This is a genomic window from Cupriavidus oxalaticus (assembly GCF_038900635.1).
Lineage (GTDB): Bacteria > Pseudomonadota > Gammaproteobacteria > Burkholderiales > Burkholderiaceae > Cupriavidus > Cupriavidus oxalaticus_B.
Map to the genome: position 1 here is coordinate 25,694 of NZ_JAYMRX010000016.1, position 24,503 is coordinate 50,196.

23 protein-coding genes are annotated in these 24,503 nt (G+C 68.7%); 19 read left to right on the forward strand and 4 right to left on the reverse strand.

The window, feature by feature from the left end; all coding sequences use genetic code 11:
• Positions 1-200 precede the first annotated feature (200 nt).
• The 4 genes from VSR71_RS22810 to VSR71_RS22825 form a co-directional block, all read right to left on the reverse strand.
• Positions 201-956 (reverse strand): DeoR/GlpR family DNA-binding transcription regulator, encoded by a 756-nt coding sequence (locus VSR71_RS22810; RefSeq protein WP_342916075.1) that lies wholly within the window; start codon positions 954-956, stop codon positions 201-203.
• Positions 957-1,192: 236 nt separating this feature from the next.
• On the reverse strand, positions 1,193-2,656 hold the full coding sequence (gene phnY, locus VSR71_RS22815; protein WP_342916076.1) for a phosphonoacetaldehyde dehydrogenase: 1,464 nt from the start codon (positions 2,654-2,656) through the stop codon (positions 1,193-1,195).
• A 92-nt stretch (positions 2,657-2,748) separates the two neighbouring features.
• A complete protein-coding gene (phnA, locus tag VSR71_RS22820; protein ID WP_342916077.1) occupies positions 2,749-4,026 on the reverse strand; it encodes a phosphonoacetate hydrolase in 1,278 nt (425 codons plus the stop codon).
• Positions 4,027-4,069: 43 nt separating this feature from the next.
• Entirely contained in the window at positions 4,070-4,780 is a 711-nt protein-coding gene (locus tag VSR71_RS22825) for a phosphonate utilization associated transcriptional regulator (protein WP_342916078.1), read from the reverse strand.
• 267 nt (positions 4,781-5,047) lie between these two features.
• On the opposite strand from VSR71_RS22825, the gene VSR71_RS22830 reads away from it, so the two are divergent.
• The 19 genes from VSR71_RS22830 (at position 5,048) to VSR71_RS22920 (ending at position 24,496) form a co-directional block, all read left to right on the forward strand.
• A complete protein-coding gene (locus tag VSR71_RS22830; RefSeq protein ID WP_342916079.1) occupies positions 5,048-6,079 on the forward strand; it encodes a putative 2-aminoethylphosphonate ABC transporter substrate-binding protein in 1,032 nt (343 codons plus the stop codon).
• Positions 6,080-6,151: 72 nt separating this feature from the next.
• On the forward strand, positions 6,152-7,264 hold the full coding sequence (locus VSR71_RS22835) for a putative 2-aminoethylphosphonate ABC transporter ATP-binding protein (RefSeq protein ID WP_342916080.1): 1,113 nt from the start codon (positions 6,152-6,154) through the stop codon (positions 7,262-7,264).
• Positions 7,255-9,063, forward strand: coding sequence for a putative 2-aminoethylphosphonate ABC transporter permease subunit (locus VSR71_RS22840; RefSeq protein ID WP_342916081.1), 1,809 nt, complete (start codon positions 7,255-7,257; stop codon positions 9,061-9,063). Before VSR71_RS22835 ends, VSR71_RS22840 begins: the two co-directional genes overlap by 10 nt.
• Before the next feature lie 69 nt (positions 9,064-9,132).
• On the forward strand, positions 9,133-10,266 hold the full coding sequence (locus VSR71_RS22845) for a 2-aminoethylphosphonate--pyruvate transaminase (RefSeq protein WP_342916082.1): 1,134 nt from the start codon (positions 9,133-9,135) through the stop codon (positions 10,264-10,266).
• A gap of 125 nt (positions 10,267-10,391) precedes the next feature.
• Positions 10,392-11,243, forward strand: coding sequence for an EamA family transporter (locus VSR71_RS22850; RefSeq protein ID WP_342916083.1), 852 nt, complete (start codon positions 10,392-10,394; stop codon positions 11,241-11,243).
• 235 nt (positions 11,244-11,478) lie between these two features.
• Positions 11,479-11,790, forward strand: a complete 312-nt coding sequence (locus VSR71_RS22855) for a hypothetical protein (protein ID WP_342916084.1) — start codon at positions 11,479-11,481, stop codon at positions 11,788-11,790.
• Between the two features lie 3 nt (positions 11,791-11,793).
• Positions 11,794-12,432: a DUF4255 domain-containing protein gene (locus VSR71_RS22860; protein ID WP_342916085.1), complete on the forward strand. Its 639-nt coding sequence runs from the start codon at positions 11,794-11,796 to the stop codon at positions 12,430-12,432.
• Positions 12,429-13,610: a hypothetical protein gene (locus VSR71_RS22865; protein ID WP_342916086.1), complete on the forward strand. Its 1,182-nt coding sequence runs from the start codon at positions 12,429-12,431 to the stop codon at positions 13,608-13,610. The genes VSR71_RS22860 and VSR71_RS22865 overlap by 4 nt, the downstream gene beginning before the upstream one ends.
• A 54-nt stretch (positions 13,611-13,664) precedes the next feature.
• Positions 13,665-16,997, forward strand: a complete 3,333-nt coding sequence (locus tag VSR71_RS22870; RefSeq protein ID WP_342916087.1) for a hypothetical protein — start codon at positions 13,665-13,667, stop codon at positions 16,995-16,997.
• The gene (locus VSR71_RS22875; protein ID WP_342916088.1) at positions 16,949-17,464 is read left to right on the forward strand and encodes a phage tail sheath family protein; all 516 of its coding nucleotides are present in this window, start codon (positions 16,949-16,951) and stop codon (positions 17,462-17,464) included. Before VSR71_RS22870 ends, VSR71_RS22875 begins: the two co-directional genes overlap by 49 nt.
• Before the next feature lie 22 nt (positions 17,465-17,486).
• The gene (locus VSR71_RS22880; RefSeq protein ID WP_133095682.1) at positions 17,487-17,945 is read left to right on the forward strand and encodes a phage tail protein; all 459 of its coding nucleotides are present in this window, start codon (positions 17,487-17,489) and stop codon (positions 17,943-17,945) included.
• Between the two features lie 27 nt (positions 17,946-17,972).
• Positions 17,973-20,039 (forward strand): phage tail sheath subtilisin-like domain-containing protein, encoded by a 2,067-nt coding sequence (locus VSR71_RS22885; RefSeq protein ID WP_342916089.1) that lies wholly within the window; start codon positions 17,973-17,975, stop codon positions 20,037-20,039.
• The gene (locus tag VSR71_RS22890; protein ID WP_342916090.1) at positions 20,036-20,590 is read left to right on the forward strand and encodes a phage tail protein; all 555 of its coding nucleotides are present in this window, start codon (positions 20,036-20,038) and stop codon (positions 20,588-20,590) included. The genes VSR71_RS22885 and VSR71_RS22890 overlap by 4 nt, the downstream gene beginning before the upstream one ends.
• Positions 20,587-20,826 (forward strand): hypothetical protein, encoded by a 240-nt coding sequence (locus tag VSR71_RS22895; protein WP_342916091.1) that lies wholly within the window; start codon positions 20,587-20,589, stop codon positions 20,824-20,826. Before VSR71_RS22890 ends, VSR71_RS22895 begins: the two co-directional genes overlap by 4 nt.
• Positions 20,823-21,527 (forward strand): peptidoglycan-binding protein, encoded by a 705-nt coding sequence (locus VSR71_RS22900; protein ID WP_342916092.1) that lies wholly within the window; start codon positions 20,823-20,825, stop codon positions 21,525-21,527. Before VSR71_RS22895 ends, VSR71_RS22900 begins: the two co-directional genes overlap by 4 nt.
• Before the next feature lie 10 nt (positions 21,528-21,537).
• The gene (locus VSR71_RS22905; protein ID WP_342916093.1) at positions 21,538-22,782 is read left to right on the forward strand and encodes a hypothetical protein; all 1,245 of its coding nucleotides are present in this window, start codon (positions 21,538-21,540) and stop codon (positions 22,780-22,782) included.
• Positions 22,779-23,291 (forward strand): phage baseplate assembly protein V, encoded by a 513-nt coding sequence (locus tag VSR71_RS22910; protein ID WP_342916094.1) that lies wholly within the window; start codon positions 22,779-22,781, stop codon positions 23,289-23,291. The genes VSR71_RS22905 and VSR71_RS22910 overlap by 4 nt, the downstream gene beginning before the upstream one ends.
• 40 nt (positions 23,292-23,331) lie before the next feature.
• Positions 23,332-24,096, forward strand: a complete 765-nt coding sequence (locus VSR71_RS22915; protein WP_135703025.1) for a hypothetical protein — start codon at positions 23,332-23,334, stop codon at positions 24,094-24,096.
• A gap of 1 nt (position 24,097) precedes the next feature.
• Positions 24,098-24,496, forward strand: a complete 399-nt coding sequence (locus VSR71_RS22920; protein WP_342916095.1) for a GPW/gp25 family protein — start codon at positions 24,098-24,100, stop codon at positions 24,494-24,496.
• Positions 24,497-24,503 lie beyond the last annotated feature (7 nt).

Genomic DNA, 24,503 nt, shown 5'->3' on the forward strand with positions numbered 1-24,503 from the left:
GAAGGTGGGTGGCCTCCAATTGTCCAGACATTGACGGCCTGCCGTGTCTGTCTGGCAGCCCGAAACTGTAGCACCAGCATGGGGCATGCGGCAGTCAAAACACCTGTGACCGCCATGTGAAGGCGTTATTTTGGTGCGAACAGCGATGAGTTTCGTGCGATCAGCGCACAAATGCGATCAACAGTCGACTTGTCGCGCGCTTAGGCAATCAGCAGCTTGACGCCGCGCTCCTTCAGCGCCGCCCCGATTTCCGGCTCGGGGGCCATGTCCGTGATCAGCCACGCGGCCAGGTCGAAGTGCTTGATCGTCACGCCGGTGTTGCGGCCGAACTTGGTGTGGTCCGCGACCACGCAGGCGGTGTCGGCGGCCATCAGCATGCGGCTGCGCAACTCGGCCGCTGCGCGCGAGAAGTCGCAGATCTCGCCGCGCGGGGTGATGCCGCCGATGCCGATAAAGGCAAAGTCGGTGTGGTAGCGCGACAGCTGCTCGATGGTGTCCCAGCCGTGGGTCGCATCCTCGTTGTCCTGCAGCTCGCCTCCGAGCACGATCACGCGGTTGCCGTTGCGCCGGCCCAGCAGATGGGCGATGGCAAGGTCGTTGGTGTAGACCAGCAGGTTGTGGTGGCCGAGCAGCGCCTGCGCCACTGCGTGGGTGGTGGTGCCGTAATCCAGGATCAGCGATGCACCGTCGCGCACCAGTTCCGCGGCGCGCACGCCGATGGCGCGCTTGCCTTCGGCATTGACCGCGGCGCGGGTCTGGGTGTCGGGCTCGGTGCGGTCCGAGGCCAGCGCGCCGCCGTGCGTCAGCACCAGCAGGCCGCGGCCGGCGAGCGTGTTCAGGTCGCGCCGGATGGTCTCGCGCGAGACGTCGAGCTCGGCCACCAGTTCGCTGATGGCCAGCGCGCCGGTGGCGGAGAGCTGGTCCAGAATGTATTTCTGCCGTTGTTCGGCGAGCACGGGGACTCCGGGAGCGTCGGGGGATGGGCGATGATTCTAGCGCAGCGGGGTCGCCCCCCGCCCTTCCAGATGACCGACTGGGTGCTCCCTCTCCCGCTTGCGGGAGAGGGTTGGGGTGAGGGCCGGCGCGTCAACAAAGTGACGCCCGTCGCCGTTGCCAGCGCCCGCCCTCACCCCCGGCCCCTCTCCCGCGCGCGGGAGAGGGGAGCAATCCCGCAGCGGAGTTCTGCTTCACCTCACGCCCACGGCAACGTCACCGTCTTCAGGTTGGTAAAGCTCTTGGCCGCCTCCTGCACGCCTTCCTTGTACCCCAGCCCCGAGTCCTTGATGCCGCCGAACGGCGTCAGCTCGATGCGGTAGCCCGGCACTTCCCACAGGTTCACCGTGCCGACATGCAGCGAGTTGGCGATCTTCGTGAACGCCTCGATATCGTTGGTGCAGACCCCAGACGACAAGCCGAACGCCGTGCCGTTGGAAATCCGGATCGCATCATCGACATCGCGGAACGTGATGATGGGCGATACCGGCCCGAAGGTCTCCTCGCGCACCACCGTCATCGCCGGGTCGACGCGGTCGATCACCGTAGGCGCGTAGCTGGCGCCGTTGCGCTGGTTGCCGACCAGCAGCCGCGCGCCCTGTGCCACGGCCTCGTTGACTCGTGCCTCGAACAGCATGGCGGCCTCTTCGTCGATCACCGTGCCCATGTCGACGCCACCGTCCATCGGGTCGCCGTACTTCCACGCGCGGGTCTTCTCCACCACCAGTTCGGTGAAGCGCGCCGCCACCGACTGGTGCACCAGCATGCGCTTGACCGCGGTGCAGCGCTGGCCCGAGTTCTTGTACGAGCCCTGCACCGCGAGGTCGGAGGCGCGATCCAGGTCGGCGTCGGCCAGCACGATCAGCGGATCGTTGCCGCCCAGCTCCAGCACCACGCGCTTGTAGCCGGCCTTGCTGGCGATGTACTTGCCGATGGCCACGCCGCCGGTGAAGGTGACGAGGTCGACGGCCGGATGGGTGATCAGCTCGTCGGCGATCTCGCGCGGGTCGCCGGTGACGACCTGCAGCATCTGCGGCGGCAGCCCGGCCTCGTACAGCAGGTCGGCAAGGTAGCAGGCCGACAGCGGCACCTTCTCCGATGGCTTGAGCACCATGCGGTTGTTGGTGGCGATCGACGGCGCCACCTTGTGCGCCACCTGGTTCATCGGGTGGTTGAACGGCGTGATGGCGCAGATCACGCCGAGCAACGGCTCGCGCTGCGTCAGCACGCGGCGCTTCTTGCCGTGCGGGGTCAGGTCGCAGGAGAACAGCTGGCCGTCGTCGCGCAGCGCCTCGGTGGCGGCGAAGCCGAGCACGTCGGCCACGCGGCCGATCTCGTACAGCGAGTCTTTCTTGGACAGGCCGGACTCCAGCGTGATCAGGTCCGACGCTTCCTCGGTGCGCTCGCGCAGCAGCGCGGCGGCGCGGTTCAGGATGGCGGCGCGCTCGTAGCGGGTCAGCGTGGAACGGTACGCCTGCGCCACGTCGAAGGCGCGGCGCACGTCGTCGAGCGTGGCCTTGGGCACGGTACCCACCAGCGTGCCGTCATACGGGTTGCGCACCTCGATCACGCGCTCGCGCACGACCTTCTGGCCATCGATGCGCAGCGCCTCGGCGCGGAAGTGCGGGCTGACGGTGCCTGCAGGGAAATGGGGGGCGTTCATGGGGTTTCTCCGGTCAGTACGGGTGCAGAGGCCCGTCGCGGGCCTCAGTGCGGGCCTCAGTGCGGGCCTGAGTGCTGGCCTCAGTGCGAATCTCAGTGCAGGTGATTCAGCGCCACGTCGAAGATGTCGAAATTGCGCATCACGGGCTTGCCGGGGATGCCGGCGGTCGGGCGGTTGAACACCAGCGGCACGGTCTGCTCGGAGACGCCGCCGTGCGAGCGCAGCGGCGCATCGAGCCCGGACAGGTCATGGCGGCTGTGGCTGGTGCCCAGCACCACGTGCTTGTCGCCGGTCACCACCAGGTCGCCCACGCGGTCGGACGGCAGCTCGAAGCGCGCGCAGGCTTCGGCGTTGTCCAGCACGCTTTCCACGCCCGGCAGCTCGGACAGCCGTGCCTTGAGCGCGTCGCGGTCGGCATCCTCCGGCAGGTAGACGGTGGCGTACGAGCCCAGCGCGCCGTGGTGGACCACATAGGGATCGGTGATCGGCAGGATCACGCGCGCCCCGCCCTCTTCCACGCCGCGGCCAAGCCATGCATCCAGATGGTCCTGCAGGTAGATCACGTTGGGCGCCTTGGTGGCGTCGTCATGCTTGGCGTTCATGCCGTGGTCGGCGGTCAGCGCCACCACGCAGCCAAGTTCATCCAGGCGCGCCAGGTACTTGTCCATCATCGCGTAGAACGCGTTGGCGCCGTCCGAGCCGGGCGCGAACTTGTGCTGGATGTAGTCGGTGGTGGACAGGTACATCAGGTCGGGGCGGCGCGTTTCCATCAGCCGCACGCCGGCGGCGAAGACAAACTCGGACAGCTCGGCGCTATAGACATCGGGCACCGGCATGCCGACCAGTTCCAGCACGCCGTCGATACCGTTCTCGGCCACCGTGGCCTGGTCCGCCTTCTCGGACGAGAAGCAGATGCCGCGCATGCCGTGGCCGAGCAGCCGGCGCAGCTTGTCCTTGGCGGTCACGACCGCGACGCTGGCGCCGGCGTCGGCGAACGCGGCCAGGATGGTGCCCGCGCGCAGGTACTTGGGGTCGTTCATCATCACTTCCTCGCCGCGGCCCTCATTGGCGCTGCGGTCGAAGAAATAGTTGCCGCAGATGCCGTGCACCGCGGGCGGCGCTCCGGTGACGATGGAAAGGTTGTTCGGGTTGGTGAAGGTGGGTACCACGCACGCGCCGCGGAAAGACGAGCCGCTGGCAAGCAGCTGCCTGAGATAAGGCGCGCGGCCGCTGGCGGCGGCGGCTTCGAGGTAGTCGAACTCGCAGCCGTCGACGCAGACCACCACGACGGGCTGCTGCATCCAGCGGTAGCTGCGCTGGTTGACGGTAATGGTGCGGGCGGGATCGTTGAGATCTTTGGTATCGGACATGTTGGCGGTCAGGTGTGCGTGGTTCGGGAAACGATGGTTGTGGTCAGGCGGCCGCGCCGGTGCCGGCGTTGCCGGGATCGACAGCGGCATGCATGCGCGCGCGCCCGCGCTCGACGTGTTCGCGCATCAGCCGCGCCGCCAGCTCGCCGTCGCGCGCGGCGATGGCCGAGACGATGGCGCGGTGCTCGCGGGTGGAATCGGGCATGGCCGCGTTGCTGCCGGACAGTGCCTCGCGCCGGAACAGCGTCAGCTCCTTGACCAGGCGCCGGTAGGTGTCGAGCAGCTTGCCGTTGCCGGCCAGCTCGACCATGCGGTCGTGGAAGGCGAAGTTCAGGCGCGTGTATTCGTCCAGGTCGCGGGCAGCGCTGGCGGCGCCCAGCGCCTCGACCAGCGCGCGCAGTTCGCGCAAGCCTTCCGCCGTGATGCGGGCCGCGAGTTGCCGGCCGACGAATTCATCGAGGACCGCGCGCAGTTCATAGATCTCGTCGGCTTCCTGCACCGAGATGGCACGCACGAAGACGCCGCGGTTCTTTTCGGTGCGCAGCAGGCCGGCCTGCTCCAGCGCGCGGAACGCTTCACGCACCGGGCCGCGCGAGACCTTGAGCTGGCCCGCGACTTCGATCTCGTTGAGCTTGGCGCCCGGCGGCAGATCGCCGGACATGATCCGCAGCTCCAGTTCGCGCTGTACCAGCGTGGTCAGGGACTGGCTCTGCAGGATGGTGATTTCGCTCGCCAGCGGCGCTTGGCGTGACATGAAAACTCCCGTTCGTGACGGATTCGGCAATATCGAAAATCCTTGTTGCGATTAAAGCAAGCGGTTTGTATATTGTCAACAATCAAGACATCGGCGACGCTGACAGGGTGACGCAAGGGCCATGAAAAACACGGCATATGTCTTGGAAGTGTTGTAGCACAAGGGTTTCAAGGTGATACACGGTTGCGCAACGTCGCGCCACACATTGCAACATATTCACCAAATTGACACATTTCTCCACCTACAATGCCGCAAAACGGAGGCCCCATGAAACTGTCCATCAAGTCCACCCTGCAAACCGCCGCCGCCCTGCTCGCACTGGGCGCCGCCAGCACCGCGCTGGCCCAGAAAACCACCCTGACGGTCTACACCGCGTGGGAGATCGAAACGCTGAAGCCATACGCCGAAGGCTTCGCCAAGGTCGCGCCCGACATCGAGCTGAAGTACGTGCGCGACTCCACCGGCGTCATCACCGCCAAGGCGCTCGCTGAAAAAGCCAACCCGCAGGCAGACGTGATCGCCGGCCTGGCCGCATCGAGCCTGGAGCTGCTCAAGCAGGAAGGCATGCTGACGCCCTACACGCCCAAGGGCTTCGAAAAATTGACGCGCAATTACAGCGACAAGGCCACGCCGCCGTCGTGGGTGGGCCTGGATGTCTGGGGCGCCACCGTCTGCTTCAACACGGTAGAAGCCAAGAAGCGCAACCTGCCCCGCCCCGAAACCTGGAAGGACCTGGCCAAGCCGGTCTACAAGGGCGCCATCGTGATGCCCAGCCCGGCGTCGTCCGGCACCGGCTTCCTCGACGTGACCGCATGGCTGCAACTGTTCGGCGAGCAGGAAGGCTGGAAGTACATGGACGCGCTGCACGAGAACATCGCCCAGTACACGCACAGCGGCTCCAAGCCGTGCAAGCAGGCGGGCGCGGGCGAGTTCCCGATCGGCATCTCGTTCGAGCTGCGCGCGCACAAGACGCTGGCTTCGGGCGCGCCGATCGAGATGATCTTCCCGAAGGAAGGGCTGGGCTATGACATCGAGGCCGCCGGCATCGTCAAGGGAACGAAGAAGCAGGAAGCCGCGCAGCGCTACCTGGACTGGCTGGCGAGCAAGGAAGCGGCGCAGCTGTTCGCCAAGGACTGGGCCATCGTGACCTACCCCGGCGTGGCCCGCAAGGTCGAGACCATCCCCGCCAACTACGAGCAGATGCTGGTCAAGAACGATTTCAGCTACATCGCCAAGAACCGCGAGCGCGTGCTGAACGAGTGGCAGAAGCGGTACGCCGGCAAGTCGGAAAAGCAGTAATCCGGGAACGCCCTGGCCCGGCGCGCAAGCGCCGGGCCAGGGCCACGACCACATCGCCGAGGATCCCACGCCATGCAATCCCCCACTTCCACGGCCGAGACCTATCTCAGCCTGAAAGGCATCCACAAGCGCTTCGGCGGCGGCGCCAGCCCCTTTGTCGCGCTGCATCACATCGACCTGGACGTACGTGAGGGCGAGCTGCTGTGCTTCCTGGGCCCGTCGGGCTGCGGCAAGACCACGTTGCTGCGCATCATCGCCGGGCTGGAATCGCAGAACGCCGGCACCATCCACCAGGGCGGGCGCGATATCTCCACGCTGCCGCCGATGGAGCGCGACTACGGCATCGTGTTCCAGTCCTATGCGCTGTTCCCCAACCTGACCGTGGCGGACAACGTCGCCTACGGCCTGGTCAACCGGCGCATGCCCCGCGACCAGCGCCGCGCGCGCGTCGACGAACTGCTGACGCTGGTGGGCCTGCCCGACCGCGGCAACCAGTACCCCGCGCAGCTCTCCGGCGGCCAGCAGCAGCGCGTGGCGATCGCGCGTGCGTTGGCCACCTCGCCCGGCCTGCTGCTGCTGGACGAACCCCTGTCCGCGCTCGACGCGCGCGTGCGCGTGCGGCTGCGCAGCGAGATCCGCGCGCTGCAGCAGCGCCTGAACATCACCACCATCCTGGTCACGCACGACCAGGAAGAGGCGCTGTCGATGGCCGACCGCATCGTGGTCATGAACCAGGGCGTGATCGAGCAGGTGGGCACGCCGGCGCAGGTCTACCAGCGTCCGGCCACCCCCTTTGCCGCGGACTTCGTCGGCAAGACCAATATGCTGGGCGCGCACGTCGGCAGCGACGGCTCGCTGCATCTGGGCGGCGTGCGCATGCACTGCAACGCACCGGCCGGCTGCGGCGCGGAGGAAGCGGTGCAGGTGTTCTTCCGGCCCGAAGACGTCTGCGTGCGCGGCATCGAGCAGCACGGGCCCAATGTGCTGGAAGCCACCGTGGACAAGATCGAATTCCTGGGCGCGTTCTCGCGCCTGACGCTGCGGCTGCCCGATGCCGGGTCGGGCACGCTGTGCGCCGACCTTTCGCTCAATGACCTGCACGAGCTGCGCCCGAACACCGGCGACCGCCTGCGCCTGGCCATTCCCGCTGACCGCCTCCGCATCTTCCGCCACGCATGTCCCTGAGCCTCTCGACGGCGCCAGCCAATGCGCCGGCTACCGATACCGCCCCGGGCGCCGTGACGGCCGGGATTCCCGATTCCGGCGCCAGGTCTTCCCTGCCCGCGCCACACGCGTTCGTTGCCACCTCGGTGCGTGCGCACTGGACCGACCGCCTCGCGCACGTGCTGCTGGCATTGGCCGCGGTTGCCCTGCTCTGCTTCGTGCTGGCCCCGATCGTGATGATCCTGGCCAAGAGCGTGCAGAACCGCGACGGCTCGCTGGCAGGGATCGCGCATTTCCGCGCCTACTTCGAATCGCCCGCGCTGCTGCGCTCGGTGTGGAACAGCCTGTGGGTATCGGCGCTGGCCACCTGCATCACGGTGCCGCTGGCCTTTACCTTTGCCTATGCGCTGACGCGCAGCCGCATCGCCTGCAAGGGGCTGCTGCGCAACCTGGCGTTGATCCCGCTGCTGGCGCCTTCGCTGCTGGCAGCCATTTCCTTTATCTTCTGGTTCGGCAACCAGGGATTGTTCAAGCCGTGGATGGGCAGCACGCAGATCTACGGGCCGCTGGGGATCGTCGCCTCGCTGGTGTTCGCCACGTTCCCGCATGCGCTGATGATCCTGGTCACGGCGCTGTCGCTGACCGACGCGCGGCTGTACGAGGCGGCCGATGCGCTGGGCACCTCCACCATCCGCAAGTTCGTCACAATCACGGTGCCGGGGGCGCGCTATGGCCTGGTCAGCGCGGCGATGGTGGTGTTTACCTATGCGATCTCCGACTTCGGCATCCCCAAGGTGATCGGCGGCAACTTCCACATGCTGGCCACCGACATCTACAAGCTGGTGATCGGCATGCAGGACTTCTCGCAGGGCGCGGTGGTCTCGCTGATGCTGCTGGTGCCGGTGGCGGTCACCTACTGCGTCGACGCGCGCGTGCAGAAGCGCCAGATGGCGCTGATGTCGGCCCGCTCGGTGCCGTACGTGCCGCGCCGCAGCCGCCGCTTCGACCTCGCCATGGCGTCGTTCTGCTGGTTGATGGCGGCGCTGATGGTGGCGGTGATGGGCATGGCGATCTACGCGTCCTTCGTCAAGCTGTGGCCATACAACTTCTCGCTGTCGCTGAACCACTACCGCGTCGGGCTGGTCGAGGGCGGCGTGGTCGATTCCTACCTGAACAGCCTGCGCATGGCCGCGCTGGCCGCGGTGATCGGCCCGGTGTTCATCTTTGCCACCGCCTACCTGCTGGAAAAGACGCGCGGGCTGGACTGGCTGCGCGGCATCGTGCGGCTGATGGCGGTGCTGCCGATGGGCGTGCCCGGGCTGGTGCTGGGGCTGGGCTACATCTTCTTCTTCGTGCCGCAGGCCAACCCGCTGCACGGCCTGTACCAGACGCTGGGCATCCTGGTGCTGGTGACGATCGTGCATTACTACGCGTCGTGCCACCTGACCGCGGTGACCGCGCTCAAGCAGCTCGACAGCGAGTTCGAAGCCGTGTCCGCTTCGCTGAAGGTGCCCTTCTACAAGACCTTCTTCAAGGTCACCGTGCCGGCCTGCCTGCCCGCCATCCTGGAGATCTCGCGCTACCTGTTCATCAACGCCATGACCACGGTGTCGGCGGTGGTGTTTCTCTACGGCGCCGACACCAAACTGGCCTCGGTCGAGATCGTCAACCTGGACGAGTCCGGCGACATCGGCCCGGCGGCGGCCATGGCCACGCTGGTGGTGGTGACGTCCGCGCTGGCGTGCCTGCTCTATTACCTGCTGCAACGCGTGCTCGACCGCAAGACCCAGGCATGGCGCCAGGGCCAGGCAAGCGACTGAAAACTTCCAATACGCAATCCGCAATACGCAATCTCCTTTCCTAATCTCCTTCCCATCAAGGAGCCCAACATGATCCGCGGCAACGACCCGATCCTTCTGACCCCCGGTCCCCTCACCACCTCGCTCGCGACCAAGCAGGCCATGCTGCGCGACTGGGGATCGTGGGATGCCAGCTTCAACAGCATCACGCGCAGCCTGTGCGATGACCTGGTGCGCATTGTCCACGGCGAAGACACCCATGTGTGCGTGCCGATGCAGGGCAGCGGCACCTTCTCGGTGGAAGCGGCCATCGCCAACGTGGTGCCGCGCGACGGCAAGGTGCTGGTGCCGCAGAATGGCGCGTACTGCCAGCGCATCCTGAAGATCTGCAAGGTGCTGGGCCGCGCCAGCGTGGAATTGCCGATCCCCGAGGACCAGCCGGCCACGGCCGCGCTGGTCGAGCAGGCGCTGGCGCGCGACCCGTCGATCACGCACGTGGCGCAGGTGCATTGCGAGACCGGCGCCGGCGTGCTGAACCCGCTGCCGGAGATCGCCGCGCTGTGCCAGCGGCTGGGCAAGGGACTGATCGTCGATGCGATGAGTTCGTTCGGCGCGATCGAGATCGATGCGCGCACCATGCCGTTCGATGCGCTGGTGGCTGCCACCGGCAAGTGCATCGAGGGCGTGCCGGGCATGGGCTTCGTGCTGGTGAAGAAGGATGTGCTGGAAGCCAGCCAGGGCAACAGCCATTCGCTGGCGCTCGATCTGTACGACCAGTACGTCTATATGCAAAAGACCACGCAGTGGCGCTTCACGCCGCCCACGCACGTGGTGGCGGCGTTCCGCGCGGCGCTGGACCAGTTCCTGGAAGAAGGCGAGCAGCCGGTGCGCGGGGCGCGCTATCGCAAGAACTGCGAGGCGCTGGTCAGGGGCATGGGCGAGCTCGGCTTCCGGCCATTCCTGCCGGCGGCGGTGCAGGCGCCGATCATCGTCACCTTCCACGCGCCGGCGGATGCGCGCTATGACTTCAAGACGTTCTACGGCAAGGTGCGCGAGCGTGGGTACATCCTGTATCCGGGCAAGCTGACGCAGGTGGAGACGTTCCGGGTGGGCTGCATTGGCGCGATCGATGACAACGAGATGCGCAATGTGGTGACGGCGGTTGGCGAGGTGCTGCGGGAGATGGGGATCGAGATGCAGGTGCCGCTGGCGCAGGCGGCTTGACCGGTTTTTCCTGAGACATCCGCAGCAGGCTCCCCTCTCCCGCGAAGTGGGAGAGGGGAGCAAACATGCGGGTTCGATGAAACGCGTCAAATCTCCAAACGCGTCGGACAAACCACCACCCCGCCATGCCCCTCCCCTCCGACTTCCACGGCCTCGCCTTCGCCGCCGTGATGCTGTCCGCGCTGATGCACGCGTCCTGGAACGCCATCGTCAAGATCGGCGGCGACCGCCTGTCGTCGATGGCGCTGATCGACACCTTCTGCCTGCTGGTGGCGATCCCTTTCCTGTTCGTGGTGCCACTGCCCGCGCCGCAGGTGTGGCCGTTCCTGCTGGCCACGGTCGCGCTGGAAGTCGGCTACAAGCTGTCGCTGGTTGCCGCCTACAACCGCGGCGACTTCAGCCAGGCCTACCCGCTGATGCGCGGCTCGGCGCCGATGATGGTGGCGGTGCTGCTGTTGCTGACCGGCGGCGAGCGGCTCGGTCCCGGCGGCTACGCCGGCATCGCCCTGATCTGCTGCGGCCTGGCCAGCCTGGTGCGCTGGCGGCGCCAGTCGCCTGACCTGCTCGGCTTTGCGCTGCTGGCCGGCGCCTGCCTGGCGGCCGGCACGGTCATCGACGGCACCGCGGTCAAGCGCTACGGCGAAGTCTTCACCTACATCGTCTGGCTGCAGGCGCTGTCGCACATCTTCATGCCCAGCTACGCGCTGAGCCGGCGCGGCAGCGCGCTGCTGACGCTGCTGCGCGCGGAATGGAAGCGTGCCTGGATCGGCGGCATCAACCGCGTGGGCTCGTACGCGCTGATGCTGTGGGCGATGACGCTGGCCCCGGTGACCAAGCTGGCGGCGCTGCGTGAATCCAGCGTGATCTTTGCCGCGCTGCTGGGGCACTTCCTGCTGCGCGAGCCGTTCGATCGCCGGCGACTGATCGCGACCGGGCTGGTGCTGGCCGGCATCCTGACGCTGCAGCTGGCACGCTAGCCGCCACACGCGGGCGGGGTGGGCGCCCCGCGCCGCGCCCGGGCCATTCGCGCCCCGCCCCGCCTCCGCCGCAACCCGCTGTTTTTCCACGAAAACCGCTGCGCCTGCCGGGTCCGCGGCGCCCCACCCCGCTCCCTCCTCCTCCCGCCGGGCCGCCAGTCACAAGGCCTGCCCGGCCTGGCCCGCTTGTTGCGCATTGGGTTGCCAACCCGCCCCACCCGCGACAGCCACCGATATGGTCGACAGCTCGGTCTCAGGCCTTGACCCCAGCGCAGCCGCCGTGGCGGTGCAAGTGGTCCGGTATGTGCGCCGCAATCCGCGGGCCGCAGACACCTGCAACGGCATTGCCCGCTGGTGGCTGCCGGCCGGCGCGCAAGCCGACCCTGCGATGGTATTGCGGGCGCTGGAGGCGCTGGTGCGGGAAGGGATGCTGCAGGCGAGGCGCCTGCCCTCGGGAGACTTCCTCTACAGCGCCGCCGCTTCCGGCAACGGCAACGGAAATGGCAACGGAAATGGCAACGACAGCGCGCCGCGCAACGGGAACTGAGCGATGAAGACAGCGATACGCGATGCCTGCCAGAGTCTGCGCCGCCATATCGAGCAGGCGCTGCGCGACGACCCGGACTTGTCGCCGTACTTCGATCCGGCCGACCCCATGCCGGACGCGATCGGCACCATGATCGTCTCGCTGGACACCCCGCAAGAGCTGGAAGACCGCGACCGCGAAGGCCTGTCGCTGTGGCTCTATCTGGTCCAGCGCGAGGAATTCACGCTCAACCGCCCGCCCCGGCGCAGCGCCGCCGACCGCCTCGAACATCGCCCGCTGCCGCTGCGCCTGCATTTCCTGGTCACGCCGCAGGTCGCGGATGAGCGTGAAGACGCCACCGACCTCGAGCACCTGATCCTGGGCAAGATCCTGCAGCTCTTCCACGACGACGCCAGCCTGAGCGGCGCGCGCCTGGCCGGCACGCTGGCCGGTTCCGGGCTGGAGTTCTTCGTGCGGCTGGAGCCGCTGTCGCTGGAGGAGATCACGCGCGTCTGGGACGCGCTCGACAAGCCCTACCAGCTTTGCGTGTCGTTCGAGATGAGCATCGTGCCGATCGCCTCCGGCCACGATCCGGAGCAGGTCACGCCGGTGGACTCGGTGCTGTCCGAACACGGCAGCGCCAGCGTGCGGGAGCCGGCATGATGGACTGCCGCCTCGAGACCGTCGGCGCCGCCGCCTGGCACCTGTGCCCCGACCCGCTGCAGCTCGCGGGCGCAAGATTGCGCGCACTGGTGCAGGCGCGGCTGATCGATGAGATCACGCAGCGGCCGGTGCAGGCCGACCGGGTCGGCACGATCGACCGGCTCCTGGCCTTGCATGTGGCACAGCGCATCACGCGCGATGGCCTGGCAGGACTGGCCGGCTGGCCGGCCAGCGTGTTCCCGGCCCTGGCATCGGGCGCGGCAGCGATACCGATGCGGATCGAAGCCCGCGGCTACCTGCCACTCGACCTCGACGGCACGCTCGGCCCGTTCCCCGCCTTCCCCGACGACTTCACGGCGCTGAACCACGGCAATGTCTTCCTGCACCGGACCGGGGTCGCCTGCAAAGGCCGCGTGGTGCGGCGCGACACGGCGGCCAACTTGCCGCTACCCGGTGCGACGGTGGAGATCGACGGCGTTTGGCCGACCTATCCGCCCCCTGGCGTGATGCCCGCCGCGGTGATGGAGCCGGCCAACCTGGTAGCGCTGTCGCCTGGCCTTTACCGCGGCCATGCGGCGGCCATGCTGGCGCGCTGCGACGTGGTCGAAAACCTGCCGCAGGCCAAGCGCCTGCTCCAGCCCGCCGCGCCAGGCGCGCGCCGTCTGCGGCTGGACAACCGCGACACGCTGGCGCCCGGCATGCCGCTGGTGATCGACGCCGGCGATGCCGAACGCCGGGAAGTGATCGGCATCCAGTCGGTCGATACCAGCCTGTCCGCCGACCAGCCGGCCTGGGTTGAACTTGGCTACCCGCTCAGGCACCTGCACCGGCGGCAGGCACTGGCGCTGCCCGCCAGCATCCCCGCCACACACGATCCACGCAGCCTGTCGCGCGCGGCGCAGGCGGGCGACCCGTGCGCCTTCCTGGCGGCGGCCGCGCCGTGGCCGGCGTTGTCGCTGGTGCAGGTCGACGACGGCGCCAACCCGCCCGAATACCAGCGCATTGACCACTACGCCACCGTCGCCGACGCCGACGGCTATTTCCGCCTGCCGCGCATCTCGCGGCTGGCCCTGTTCCGGCTGCGTGCCACGCACCCCGCGCCGCCGCAACCGCTGCTGCTGACCATCGAGCCCGACTACGGGCTGGCCGAGCAAGTCCTGACGGTGGCTTTCGAATGACGCGAATGAACTCCGCCCTCCTGTTCCGTCCCGCAACCGCATAGGGGAACCAATATGCCCGAATATCTCGCACCCGGCGTCTATGTCGAGGAAACCCAGGCGAGCAACAAGCCGATCGAGGGGGTCAGCACTAGCACCACCGGGCTGGTCGGCGTGACCGAGCGCGGCCCGCTGAACGTGCCGCAACTGGTCACCAGCTTCGGCGAGTTCCAGCGGCTGTTCGGCGGCATGCTGCCAACGGACGAATTCACCGGGCCGGGCGCGCGCGTGCACAGCTACCTGCCGCATGCGGTCGAGGGCTTTTTCCTCAACGGCGGCAAGCGCGCCTGGGTGACGCGCGTGCTGCCGGAGCAGGCCGAGCGTGCGCGGCGCGACCTGTTCCACCTCGACCTGGCCAATGCCGCGCCGGGCGCCAGCGCGCTGCTGCGGCCAGCGCTGCAGGACACCGGCACGGCCATCAACCTGCCGCGGCTCTACGTGCTCGACCCCGCCAACTTCGGCGTCGGCGACTGGGTGCGTGTGGGCGACGGCAGCCGCGCCGATTATCGCCAGGTGCAGGCGCTGGGTGCGGCGCCGGCCCATACCGCGCTGACGCTGCCGCTGTATTTCTCGCACGCGGCCGGCGCACCGACGCGCGATATCGCCGTCACCGTGGTTGCCACGCTCAGCCCCTTCACGCTGCGCGACGACACCCGCGCCGGCGCCACCGAACTGGTGGTCATCGGCACCGCCGCGCTGATCACCAACCTGCTGCCGCTGACGCACCAGTTGCTGCAGGTCGATGGTGCCGAGTATGTGTTTGCCGCCGCGGTGGTCGGGCTAAGTGCGACCGAGGCCCGCGTGCTGCTGGAAGCCCCGTTGCGGCTGCCGCATGCGCGCGGCGCGCAGGTCGACGGACTCGACATCCCCGCCGGCGCCAACGTCAACCTGGACGTGGCCGCCAGCGCCGGCGGCCTGCTGTTGTTCGGGCCCAGCTTCAGCACGGCGGGCAACCTGGTGGTGGTCGGCGTCGGCAGCGCGCAGGAAGAAGTGCAGCGTGTCGGCACGCTGGCGCAGCTGCCGCTGGATGTGCCAGCCTATGCTCCCTATCCGGCCGGCACCATCGGCCAGCTGGTCACGCTGGCCGACGACGCGCGCACGGTCGTGGACCTGCCGACCAATGTGGTGGTGCCGCTCGATACCGTGGCCGGCATGAGCGCCGGCATGACCTTTACCTTCGGCGCCAACAACCAGGTGGTGGCGGCGGTCAACCCGGCCCTTGGCCTGGTGCGCCTGGCCGCGCCGCTGCCTGGCCCGGCGCTGGTCGCCGGCGATGCCGTGCAGGTGGGCGCGATAGCGGCCAGCGTGGTGGCCTATCCGACCGAACGCGTGGTGCCGCTCGACAGCGTCAACGGCGTCGAGACCGGCATGACTTTCGACAATGCCGGCGATACCGCGCTGGTCACGACCGTGCTGCCCGACCTGCGCGCGGTGGTACTGGCGACCGCGCTGGTGGCGGCGCCTGCCGCCGGCACCGCGGTCACGGTCGGCGGCAATGCCAATACGGCGCAGTCCCTGCTGCGCGCCGACGTGATCCCGCTGGACAGTGTCGACGGCCTGGCGCCAGGCATGTCGATCACCATCGGCGCCGATACCGGCACCATCAGCGCCGTCAACACCACGGTGGGAGCGGTTGCGCTGCAGGCCCCGCTGCCCGCAGCTCCCGCCGCGGGCGCCAGCGCCAGCTTCGCGCTGCGCCACAACACCCAGGCCGCCGGCGCCGGCGCCGCCACGCTGGCGCTGGACAACCGTCTCGGCCTCGATGCCGGCGACGTGCTGCGCATCGGCATAGCTCCGGACGAGGAATACGTGACCATCGCGCGCATGCTGGGCGAGCGCGGCGCCTCGCCCGACGCCGGCGTGGTCCAGCTCGCGCATCCGCTGAGCGCAGTCCATGCCAGCGGTGTCGAGGTCGCGCGCCAGGACGTGGCGGTCGACACCACGCGCCAGCCGGCCACGCTGGTGCTGTCGCCCGCGGCCGGCAGCGATCAATTGCTGGTCGGCGACGGCACCACCTACGGCGCGGTGCTGCCGGAAGTGGTCCGCTTCACCACCGCGGACGGCATTGCCTACTTCCACCGCCTCGACGGCGCCGCGGCCAATGCCAACCCGCTGGAGATCGAGCTGGACGATCGCCTCGACTTCAGTCACGCCGCGGGCGCGGTGGTGGCCGAGCGCAACCGGTTGTTCGCGGTGCAGGCGCTAGACGCCGGCGGCTGGGGTGACCGGCTGATGATCGCCGCGGCGGACGAGGCCAGCAGCCTCGCTGCCAACGCCAATGTGCTGGCGGCCAATCCGCCACCCGGGCCGGGCATGTTCTCGTCGCTGCAACTGGCCACGCTGACCGGCGTCGAGCCTGGCAGCATCCTCGAGCTGCTGGCGCCGGACGGCACGCCCGTGGCGGGCGCCGCGCTGCTCAAGGCACGCGCGGTGGACCGCGCCAACCGGCTGGTGCTGCTGGACCCGCCCGGGCTGCAGGCGGCGCATATGAACGCCGTCAACAACGCGCTGATGGCCGGCCTCAACGCCCGCATGCGCTCGCGCGAGTGGAGCCTGACGGTGCTGCTGCGCCAGCGCCCCGACCCCGCCGTGCCCACGCGCAACGACAACCTGCTGGACCAGGAAAGCTTCCGCCAGCTGTCGATGGATCCACGCCACAGCCGTTATTTCGAGCGCGTGATCGGCGCCACCTTCACGCCGGGAGCGCCCGCCGACGACGCCGGCAATCCGCTGCGGCGCTGGGACCGGCGTTCCGAAGGTGCGTCGCAATATATCCGCGTGCTCGACCTGGAGCCGGTGATCGCCAACCGCACCGCGATCCGGCTCGGGCCGGAGGCCTTGCTCGACGTGCTGCCTTCCGGCCTGGTGCGCCCCGCGCGCCTGCCACTCTCCGGCGGCAGCGATGCCGTGTCGCTGATGGGGGATCCCATGTACGCCGGCACCGACCACAACGAGCCCGACCTGCGCACCGGCCTGCAGGCACTGAAGAACCCGCAGAACATCTCGCTGGTCGCGATTCCCGGCCAGACCACCGCGGCCCTGCAGCAGGCGCTGATCGACCAGTGCGAGGCAATGCGCTACCGCTTCGCCGTGCTCGACGGCCCGCCGCCCGACAGCGACACGCTGGCCGACGTGCAGGACCTGCGCAGCCGCTACGACTCGCGCTATGCCGCGGTCTACCACCCGTGGCTCACCATTCCCGACCCGTTCCCGCAGAGCCTGGCCAACCTGCGGCAGGTGCCGATCCCTCCGTCCGGCCACATGCTCGGCATCTTTGCCCGCGTAGACAACGGCGCGGGGTGCACAAGGCGCCGGCCAATGAAGTGGTGCGCGGCATCAGCGGGCTGACGCGCTACTTCAGCAAGGGCGAGCAGGACATCCTCAACCCGTACCCGGCCAATATCAACGTGGTGCGCGACTTCCGGCCCAACAACCGCGGCCTGCGTGTGTGGGGCGCGCGCTGCATTACCTCCGAGAGCGAGTTCAAGTACCTGAACGTGCGCCGCTTGCTGATCTTTCTGGAAGACTCGATCGACCGCGGCATGCAGTGGGTGGTGTTCGAGCCCAACGCCGAGGAGCTGTGGGCACGCGTGCGGCGCAGCATCACCAACTTCCTGACCACGGTGTGGCGCAACGGCGCGCTGGAAGGGAGCACGCCCGAGCAGGGCTTCTTCGTCAAGTGCGACCGCACCACCATGACCCGCGACGACATCGACAACGGGCGCCTGATCGTGGTGATCGGGGTGGCGCCGGTCAAGCCGGCCGAGTACGTGATCATCCGCATCGGCCTGTGGACCGCCGACGCGGAACAATGAGCGAAAGCCGAGGAGCAAGGCCATGGCTGCCACCGACATCCGCATCGATCCCTTCCCGGTCTTCAACTTCCGCGTCGAACTGGACGGACTGATCGTGGCCTCGTTCAGCGAGGTCAGCGGCCTGACCGCCGACGGCGACGCGATCGACTACCGCGAAGGCAAGGACCCCACCAACAATGTGCGCAAGCTGCAGGGGCTGCGCAAGTACACGCCGCTGATGTTCAAGCGCGGCTACGTGCAGGACGACACGCTGTGGCAGTGGTACCGCCATATCGCCGACGGCGCCAACGAGCGCCGTAACGGCAGCGTGATCCTGATGAACGAGGCCCACCGCGACGTGCTGAGCTGGAACTTCGTCAACGCGTGGATCAACAAGATCGAAGGGCCGAGCCTGACCGCCACCGGCAACCAGGTGGCCGTGGAAAGCATGGAGCTGCACCACGAAGGCCTGACCATCGAGATCATCAGCACCGCGCCCTGAGCGGCAACCCTCGCACCGGAGACCGCCATGCGCCACGGCATGCCCGCCGTCAGCATCGAACGGACCGACGCCGCCGGCGACGGGCCGGTGGTGCTGCGCACCGACATCGCCGCGTTTATCGGGCTGGCCGAGCGCGGCCCGCTCGATACGCCGGTGGCAGTGGAATCGTGGCGGCAGTTCCAGGCGCATTTCGGGCGCCCGTTCGGCAGCGGCTACCTGGCGTGGGCGGTGCGGGGCTTCTTCGACAACGACGGCCTGCGCTGCTGGGTGGTGCGCGTGGCCGCGCGGCAGTTTGGCGACGGCGACAACGAGGCCGCGCCCGGCGGCGGCGCGCGCAGCGCCGGCGTGCTGTTGGCGGACACCACGGGCGTGCTGCGCTGGCGGCTGTCAGCCACCTCCCCCGGCAGCTGGGGCAACGAACTCAGCGTCGCGTGGCGCCGCGAGCGGCCGTTGACGCAGCGCGCCTTGTCGGCCGACAGCACCAGCGCACGGCTGGCCGCCGCGGCCGGCTTTGCGCCCGGCGAGCTGGTGCGGCTGGCGCAGCCGGCGGCGAGCGCGCATCGCGTGCTGGTGCATGTCGACGCAGCGGCGGGCAGGCTCTACTGGGTCCACCCCGACCCGCGCCAGCGCGGCGCCGGACAACTCGCCTGGCCTGCGCTGGACCCCGCGCAGCCGCTCACGGTGGAACGTGTCGCCTACACGCTCGACGTCTGGCGGCGCGACGCCTTCGCCGCGCAATACCGCGACCTGCACCCGTCGCCGCGGCACCCGCGCTACTTCGGCACCGTGCTGGCGCCGGCCTATGGCAGCGGGGCGGAGCGGCTGCGCCTGCCGCCGGTGAATCCCGGCACCCTGCCCGTGCCGCCCGGACTGGTCGAGATCGCTGGCCTTGCCCCCGCGCTGCCGCCGTTACCCCTGGCGGCGTCGTCCGGCGAGCGGCTGCCACTCGCGCCCGGCGCCGACGGCCTGGCCGCGCTCACCGCCAGCGACTTCCTCGGGGAACCCTGCTCGCCGCGCGACAGCGACCTCGCCCGACTGCGCAAGGCGCGCGGCCTGCAGGCGCTGGCGGAAATCGACGAGATCTCGCTGGTGGCCGCACCCGACATCCTGATCCGGCCGCAGCCGGACCCCGACTACGAGCCGCTGCCGCCAGGCGCCGCCAATCCCTGCCTCACTTGCCCGCCGCCCGCGCCGCCGCGCCGGGTGCACCAGCCGCGCGCCATCGCCGAGCTGCCGCCGGTCTTTGCCGAGGCCGACATCCTGCGCGTGCAGACCGCGCTGATCGCCGACTGCGAGGCGCGCGGCGACCGCTTTGCCGTGTTGTCCGCGCCGTTCGAGCGCGCCACCAGCCGCGCCCGCGGCATCCGCGCGCTGGCCGATTGGCGCCGCATGCTGGTCGAACAGCAGCCCGCCTGCGCCGCCGCGCTCTACGCGCCGTGGCTGGCGGTGGCCGAGAACGACGGCACTGCGCCACCCATTGCCGGCAGCATCGCCGGCGTCAGGATCGTGCCCGCCTGCGGCCACGTCGCCGGCGCCATCGCCAGTACCGACCTGGCGCTGGGCGTGATGCGCGCGCCGGCCAATGTGCCGGTGCGGGGCGTAGTCGACGTGCGCAGCGCGGTCAACGATGCCCAGCATGGCGAGCTCAACGACGCCGGGATCAACGTGCTGCGCGCCGAATTTGGCCGCGTGCCGATGCTGCTGGGCGCGCGCACCGTCAGCAACGAACCCGAATGGCGCTACGTCAGTACCGTGCGCATGCTGATCGCGCTCAGGCGGGCCTGCGACATCGCGCTGCGCTGGGCCGTGTTCGAGCCCAACGATGCGCCCACGCGCGCCGCCGTGGCCACCACCCTGATCGCCATCCTGACGCTGTTCTGGCAGCGCGGCGCCTTTGCCGGCGCCACCGCGGCGGAATCCTTCTTCGTGCGATGCGACGAGGACACCACCAACGCCGACGCGCGCGAGCACGGCCAGCTGATCGCGCTGGTCGGCATCGCGCCAGTAGCGCCGGCCGAATTCATCGTGCTGCGCGTGGGCAGGCAGGACAACCTGCCGGTGTTCTCGCTGTTCGAACGCAAGGAGTTCGCATGAGCCTCGCCACCCGCCGCGACCCGCTGCTCGGCTTCAACTTCCTGGTCACGCTGTATGACTCGACCGCTTCCACTGGTTCAGCGGTGACGCGGATCGCGCTGTCGCCGCTGATGCCGGCACCGGTGGCCGGCTTCAGCGAATGCAGCGGGCTGGAGATGACGATGGAGACCGACGACTACATGGAGGGCGGTCTCAACGGCACCGTGCTCAAGTTCCCCAAGCGCATCCGCAATACCGAGATCGTGCTGCGCCACGGCGTGACCAGGAGCACCGAGCTGTTCGACTGGTTCTACGCCTTCACGGCGGGCGCCGGCAAGCGCAAGGACGGGCTGATCACGCTGTGCGACGCGCGCCACAAGCCGCACACGGTCTGGGGCTTCCGCCGTGGCCTGCCGACCAAGTACAGCGGGCCGCAACTCAACGCCCAGCAGAGCGCGGTGGCGGTCGAAGCCGTCACCATCACTCACGAAGGCCTCTACCAGCTGGGCGGCGCGGCCGCGCTGGCCGGCGCCATCGGCGAGGCCGCCGGAGCCATCAGGAGCCTGTTTTGAGCGACGTCATCATCGAGAGCGTGGTCAGCCGCGTACGCATCGTCGAAGGTGCCGGCGGGTTGTCCGAGCAGACCGTGCGCTGCATCGTCGCGGCGCTCCTGCCCGCGGTGCAGCAGATGCTGGCGCATCAGCGCCAGGTGTCCAGCGAGACCTCGACCCGCAACGGCTACCTGGACTGGATGGAAGGCGAGACCGGGCCTGGCGGGTCCGGCGGATCTGACGGAGCAACGCCATGACGATTCCGGCCAAGGGCAAGTTCAAGGTGCAGGTCGGGCCCAAGCCCGCCAACACCATCACCTACCCGGTGCAGTTCAACCCGACCGAGCTGCAGTTCGACAAGCAGGTGCAGATGGCGGAGATCGGCATTCCCGGGCTGGATGCGCCGCTGCAGCAGTTCGTGCGCGGCAATGCCGAGAAGCTGACGCTGGAGCTGTTCTGCGACAGCACCGACAAGGGCATGGGCATCGGCGCGCAGTCGGTGACGAAGGAAACCGACAAGTACTACCAGCTGGTCAAGATGATCCCCGCGCTGCACGCGCCCCCCATCGTCACCTTTATCTGGAACGACCAGTTCCCGGGCAACGAGGTCGGCAAGGCCTGGGGCGGCAGCCAGCGGCGCACCAGCTTCACCGGCGTGGCCGAGAGCGTGCGTAGCCGCTTCACGCTGTTCACCCCGGAAGGCATCCCGCTGCGCGCCACCGTCAACCTGGTGCTGCGCGAGTGGCGTCCGATCGAGCAGCAGCTCGGCAAGCAGAACCCGAGTTCGCCCGACCGCAGCCACGCCCACGTGCTGCAACGGGGCGAAACGCTCACTGCGGTGGCCGGCGACTACTACGAGCGCGCCGGCCAGTGGCGCGCCATTGCCGACGAAAACGGCATCGAGGACCCGCGCCGGCTGGCGGCGGGATTGCGGCTGACGGTGCCGTCGATCCGCTAGGGGCGATGCCATGGGCGCGAACGAATACCTGACCCTTGCCAGCGAATCGGCCCGCACCGGAATGGGCGGCCTGCGCGTGCCGCGCTTCGAGCTGACCATCGACGGCGCGCGGCCGGAGAACAGCGTGCTGCGCGACATCGTCGACATCACCTACCGCGACAACATCGACCAGATCGACGGCTTCGAGCTGACCGTCGGCAACTGGGACCCGGCGCGCCGCCGCTACAAGTACATCGGCTCGGAAGACAGCAAGAGCGCGGCCGATGCCACCCTGCATGAGCTGGAGACGCTGTTCGAACCCTGCTCGAAAGTCGTGCGCATCAGGATGGGCTACGCCAGCGAACTGGTGGAGATGCTGACCGGCAACTTCACCACCATGGAGCCGACCTTTTCCACCGGCGGCCCGCACACGCTGGCGGTGCGCGGCCTGAACCGGCTGCACCGCCTGCGCCGCAAGCGCTACGACGGCAACTGGCACGACACCACCGACAGCGCCATCGCCCGCAGCTTCGACGGCCTGACGGACCCCGACTGGCGCAACAGCGGCCAGGACGCGCGCCGCATCCCGATGCCGATCCGCACCGACCCCGACAACGAACCGTCGCTGGTCTTCGTCGGCCAGAAAAATGAATACGACATCGACTTCCTCTGGCGGCGCGCGCGGCTGCGCGGCTACGTGGTAACGATCGAGCAGGACCCCGCCGACGGCAGCGACCGGCTCTACTTTGGCCCGTCCACCAAGGGCGGGCCCACGCCCTACCGGCTCGACTGGGGTGCCGGCCTGGTGGACCTGAAGGCCACCCTGACCACCGCCAACCAGGTCAAGAAGGTGACCGTGCGCGGCTGGGACCGCGCGGGCCAGCGCGCCATCGAGGAAACCGCGGACCTGGAAGACCCGCGCTTCCTGCGGCGCAACCCGCGTCTGCTGGAGATCGTCAGGCAGTGCGACCCGCGCGAGGAACGCGTGGTCACGCGCCCGGTATCGACCCGCAACGAGGCCCGGCGGCTCGCGCTCGACATCCTCACCGGCCATGCGCAGGAACTGGTGAAGGTGCAGGCCAGCGTGGTCGGCCTGCCGCGGCTGCGCGCCGGCTCGCACGTCAGCATCCAGGGCATCGGCGCGCGGCTCTCGGGCGAATTCTTCGTCACCGAGACCACGCACACGATCAACGCCAGCGGCTATGTCACCCGCTTCACCGCGCGCCGGGAAGACCCGGACACCGGCTTGCAACTCGCCCCCGGAGGCACACCATGAACCGCAGCGAACGCAGTGCAGGCATCGTCATCGGCAAGGTGATCGCGGTGCGCGACCCGCAGCGCCTGGGCCGCATCCAGGTCAACTACCCGTGGCTGTCCGGCCCCGAGCAGCGCTGGGTGCCGGTGGCCGCGCCGATGGCCGGCGGCGACCGCGGCGCGTTCTTCATGCCGGAAGTGGATGACGAAGTGATCCTCGCCTTCGACCAGGGCATGTGGGACCACCCGTATGTGATCGGCTTCCTGTGGAACCCGCGGCAGCGGCCGCCGTCCTCCGACGAGCGCCAGCGCATGATCCGCTCGCGCAACGGGCATGCGCTGCGCATGGTCGACTCCACGCCAGTGGCCGGCAACAAGGGCGCGTTGATCATCGAAGACGCGCATGGCAATACCGTGGTGATGACCAACACGCATATCAGCATCAATACGCGCGGCGCGCTGGCGATCAACGCGGTCGGCAGCATCACCATCAACGACCGGCTGGTGCGGCCCACCGGCGGGTCGATCTGAAGTCTGGCCCAACCGACGCAGACCCCACCGCGAGGCAAGCATGGACGTCCCGATCGAGGTACCGCTGCCCGAATCCCTGCAGAAGGCGCTGCAGAAGCCGGTCTGCATCCCGCTGCCCAAGCCCGGCAGCGCGCAGATCCAGCTGCCCACCGGCGGCACGCTCAAGGGTATCGTCGATATCACCAAGGGCATCCCGGACGACTGCTCGCTGAATTTCTCGCTGGTGCTGCAACTGGCGCCGGTGATGGCGAGCATCGAATGCCTGGTCAAGGTGCTCAAGCTGATCAAGCCGCTGATCGACGTGGTCAAGGCGCTGGGCCCGCCCGACCCGCCCACGCTGATCAAGGTGGTGCCGGAGTTTCTGCAGGCGGCAGAAGCAGTGCTGCCCTGCCTGGCGGTGCCAACGCCGGTGGTGATGATCCCGTTCGTGCGCGACGTGCTGCTGCTGATCATCAAGCTGCTCAGGTGCATCATCGGCCAGCTCAAGAGCGTCCTGGCGCTGATGGGCGGTCTGGCGCTGCAGATCTCGTCGGCGCAGGCCGAGGGCAACAGCGAGCTGATGGCGGCGCTGGAATGCGCGCAGGCCAACGCCAATGCCTCGGCCCAGCACATGATGTCGGCGATCGACCCGGTGCTGGTGCTGCTGTCGCTGGCCGAGCCCTTCATGGGCATTGCAGGGGTCGATCCGATCAAGACGCCGACCATCGGCGCGGCCGAGGACATCGAGAGCCTGCAGAACGTGGTCACCACGCTCGACGAGCTGACCAAGGCGCTGCAACTCGTCGCCGACGCGCTGGGAGGCTGAGATGGCACGGGACTTCCTCGGCACCGGCTTTGCCTTCCCGCTCTCGGTCACGCCGCGCGGCAAGCTGGCGCTGGCGCGCGCCGGGCAGCGCATCGAAGAATCGATCTACCTGGTCCTGGGCACGCGGCTGGGCGAGCGCCTGATGATGCCGGCGTTCGGCTGCGCCATCCATGACCTGCTGTTCGCGCCCAACGACCCTACCACGCGCACCGAGGCGGTCGACGCGGTGCGCGAGGCGCTGGCGCTGTGGGAAGCGCGCATCGACGTGCTGGCCGTGACGGCCGACTTCGACCCCGCGCAGCCCAGCCTGCTGCTGATTCGCGTCGACTACCGCATCCGCGCCAACAACGCGCTGGCCAACCTGGTGTACCCGTTCTACATCAACGAATCCTACGTCTAGGGCCAGG

Bases quoted from the DNA above. Each gene is read 5' to 3' on its own strand.
- VSR71_RS22885 (WP_342916089.1), top strand. From the start codon at position 17,973: ATGCGCCACGGCATGCCCGCCGTCAGCATCGAACGGACCGACGCCGCC.
- VSR71_RS22870 (WP_342916087.1), top strand. From the start codon at position 13,665: ATGCCCGAATATCTCGCACCCGGCGTCTATGTCGAGGAAACCCAGGCG.
- VSR71_RS22880 (WP_133095682.1), top strand. From the start codon at position 17,487: ATGGCTGCCACCGACATCCGCATCGATCCCTTCCCGGTCTTCAACTTC.
- VSR71_RS22900 (WP_342916092.1), top strand. From the start codon at position 20,823: ATGACGATTCCGGCCAAGGGCAAGTTCAAGGTGCAGGTCGGGCCCAAG.
- VSR71_RS22835 (WP_342916080.1), top strand. From the start codon at position 6,152: ATGCAATCCCCCACTTCCACGGCCGAGACCTATCTCAGCCTGAAAGGC.
- VSR71_RS22910 (WP_342916094.1), top strand. From the start codon at position 22,779: ATGAACCGCAGCGAACGCAGTGCAGGCATCGTCATCGGCAAGGTGATC.
- phnA (WP_342916077.1), bottom strand. From the start codon at position 4,026: ATGTCCGATACCAAAGATCTCAACGATCCCGCCCGCACCATTACCGTC.
- VSR71_RS22915 (WP_135703025.1), top strand. From the start codon at position 23,332: ATGGACGTCCCGATCGAGGTACCGCTGCCCGAATCCCTGCAGAAGGCG.
- phnY (WP_342916076.1), bottom strand. From the start codon at position 2,656: ATGAACGCCCCCCATTTCCCTGCAGGCACCGTCAGCCCGCACTTCCGC.
- VSR71_RS22830 (WP_342916079.1), top strand. From the start codon at position 5,048: ATGAAACTGTCCATCAAGTCCACCCTGCAAACCGCCGCCGCCCTGCTC.
- VSR71_RS22845 (WP_342916082.1), top strand. From the start codon at position 9,133: ATGATCCGCGGCAACGACCCGATCCTTCTGACCCCCGGTCCCCTCACC.
- VSR71_RS22905 (WP_342916093.1), top strand. From the start codon at position 21,538: ATGGGCGCGAACGAATACCTGACCCTTGCCAGCGAATCGGCCCGCACC.
- VSR71_RS22850 (WP_342916083.1), top strand. From the start codon at position 10,392: ATGCCCCTCCCCTCCGACTTCCACGGCCTCGCCTTCGCCGCCGTGATG.
- VSR71_RS22840 (WP_342916081.1), top strand. From the start codon at position 7,255: ATGTCCCTGAGCCTCTCGACGGCGCCAGCCAATGCGCCGGCTACCGAT.
- VSR71_RS22920 (WP_342916095.1), top strand. From the start codon at position 24,098: ATGGCACGGGACTTCCTCGGCACCGGCTTTGCCTTCCCGCTCTCGGTC.
- VSR71_RS22865 (WP_342916086.1), top strand. From the start codon at position 12,429: ATGATGGACTGCCGCCTCGAGACCGTCGGCGCCGCCGCCTGGCACCTG.
- VSR71_RS22860 (WP_342916085.1), top strand. From the start codon at position 11,794: ATGAAGACAGCGATACGCGATGCCTGCCAGAGTCTGCGCCGCCATATC.
- VSR71_RS22825 (WP_342916078.1), bottom strand. From the start codon at position 4,780: ATGTCACGCCAAGCGCCGCTGGCGAGCGAAATCACCATCCTGCAGAGC.
- VSR71_RS22890 (WP_342916090.1), top strand. From the start codon at position 20,036: ATGAGCCTCGCCACCCGCCGCGACCCGCTGCTCGGCTTCAACTTCCTG.
- VSR71_RS22855 (WP_342916084.1), top strand. From the start codon at position 11,479: ATGGTCGACAGCTCGGTCTCAGGCCTTGACCCCAGCGCAGCCGCCGTG.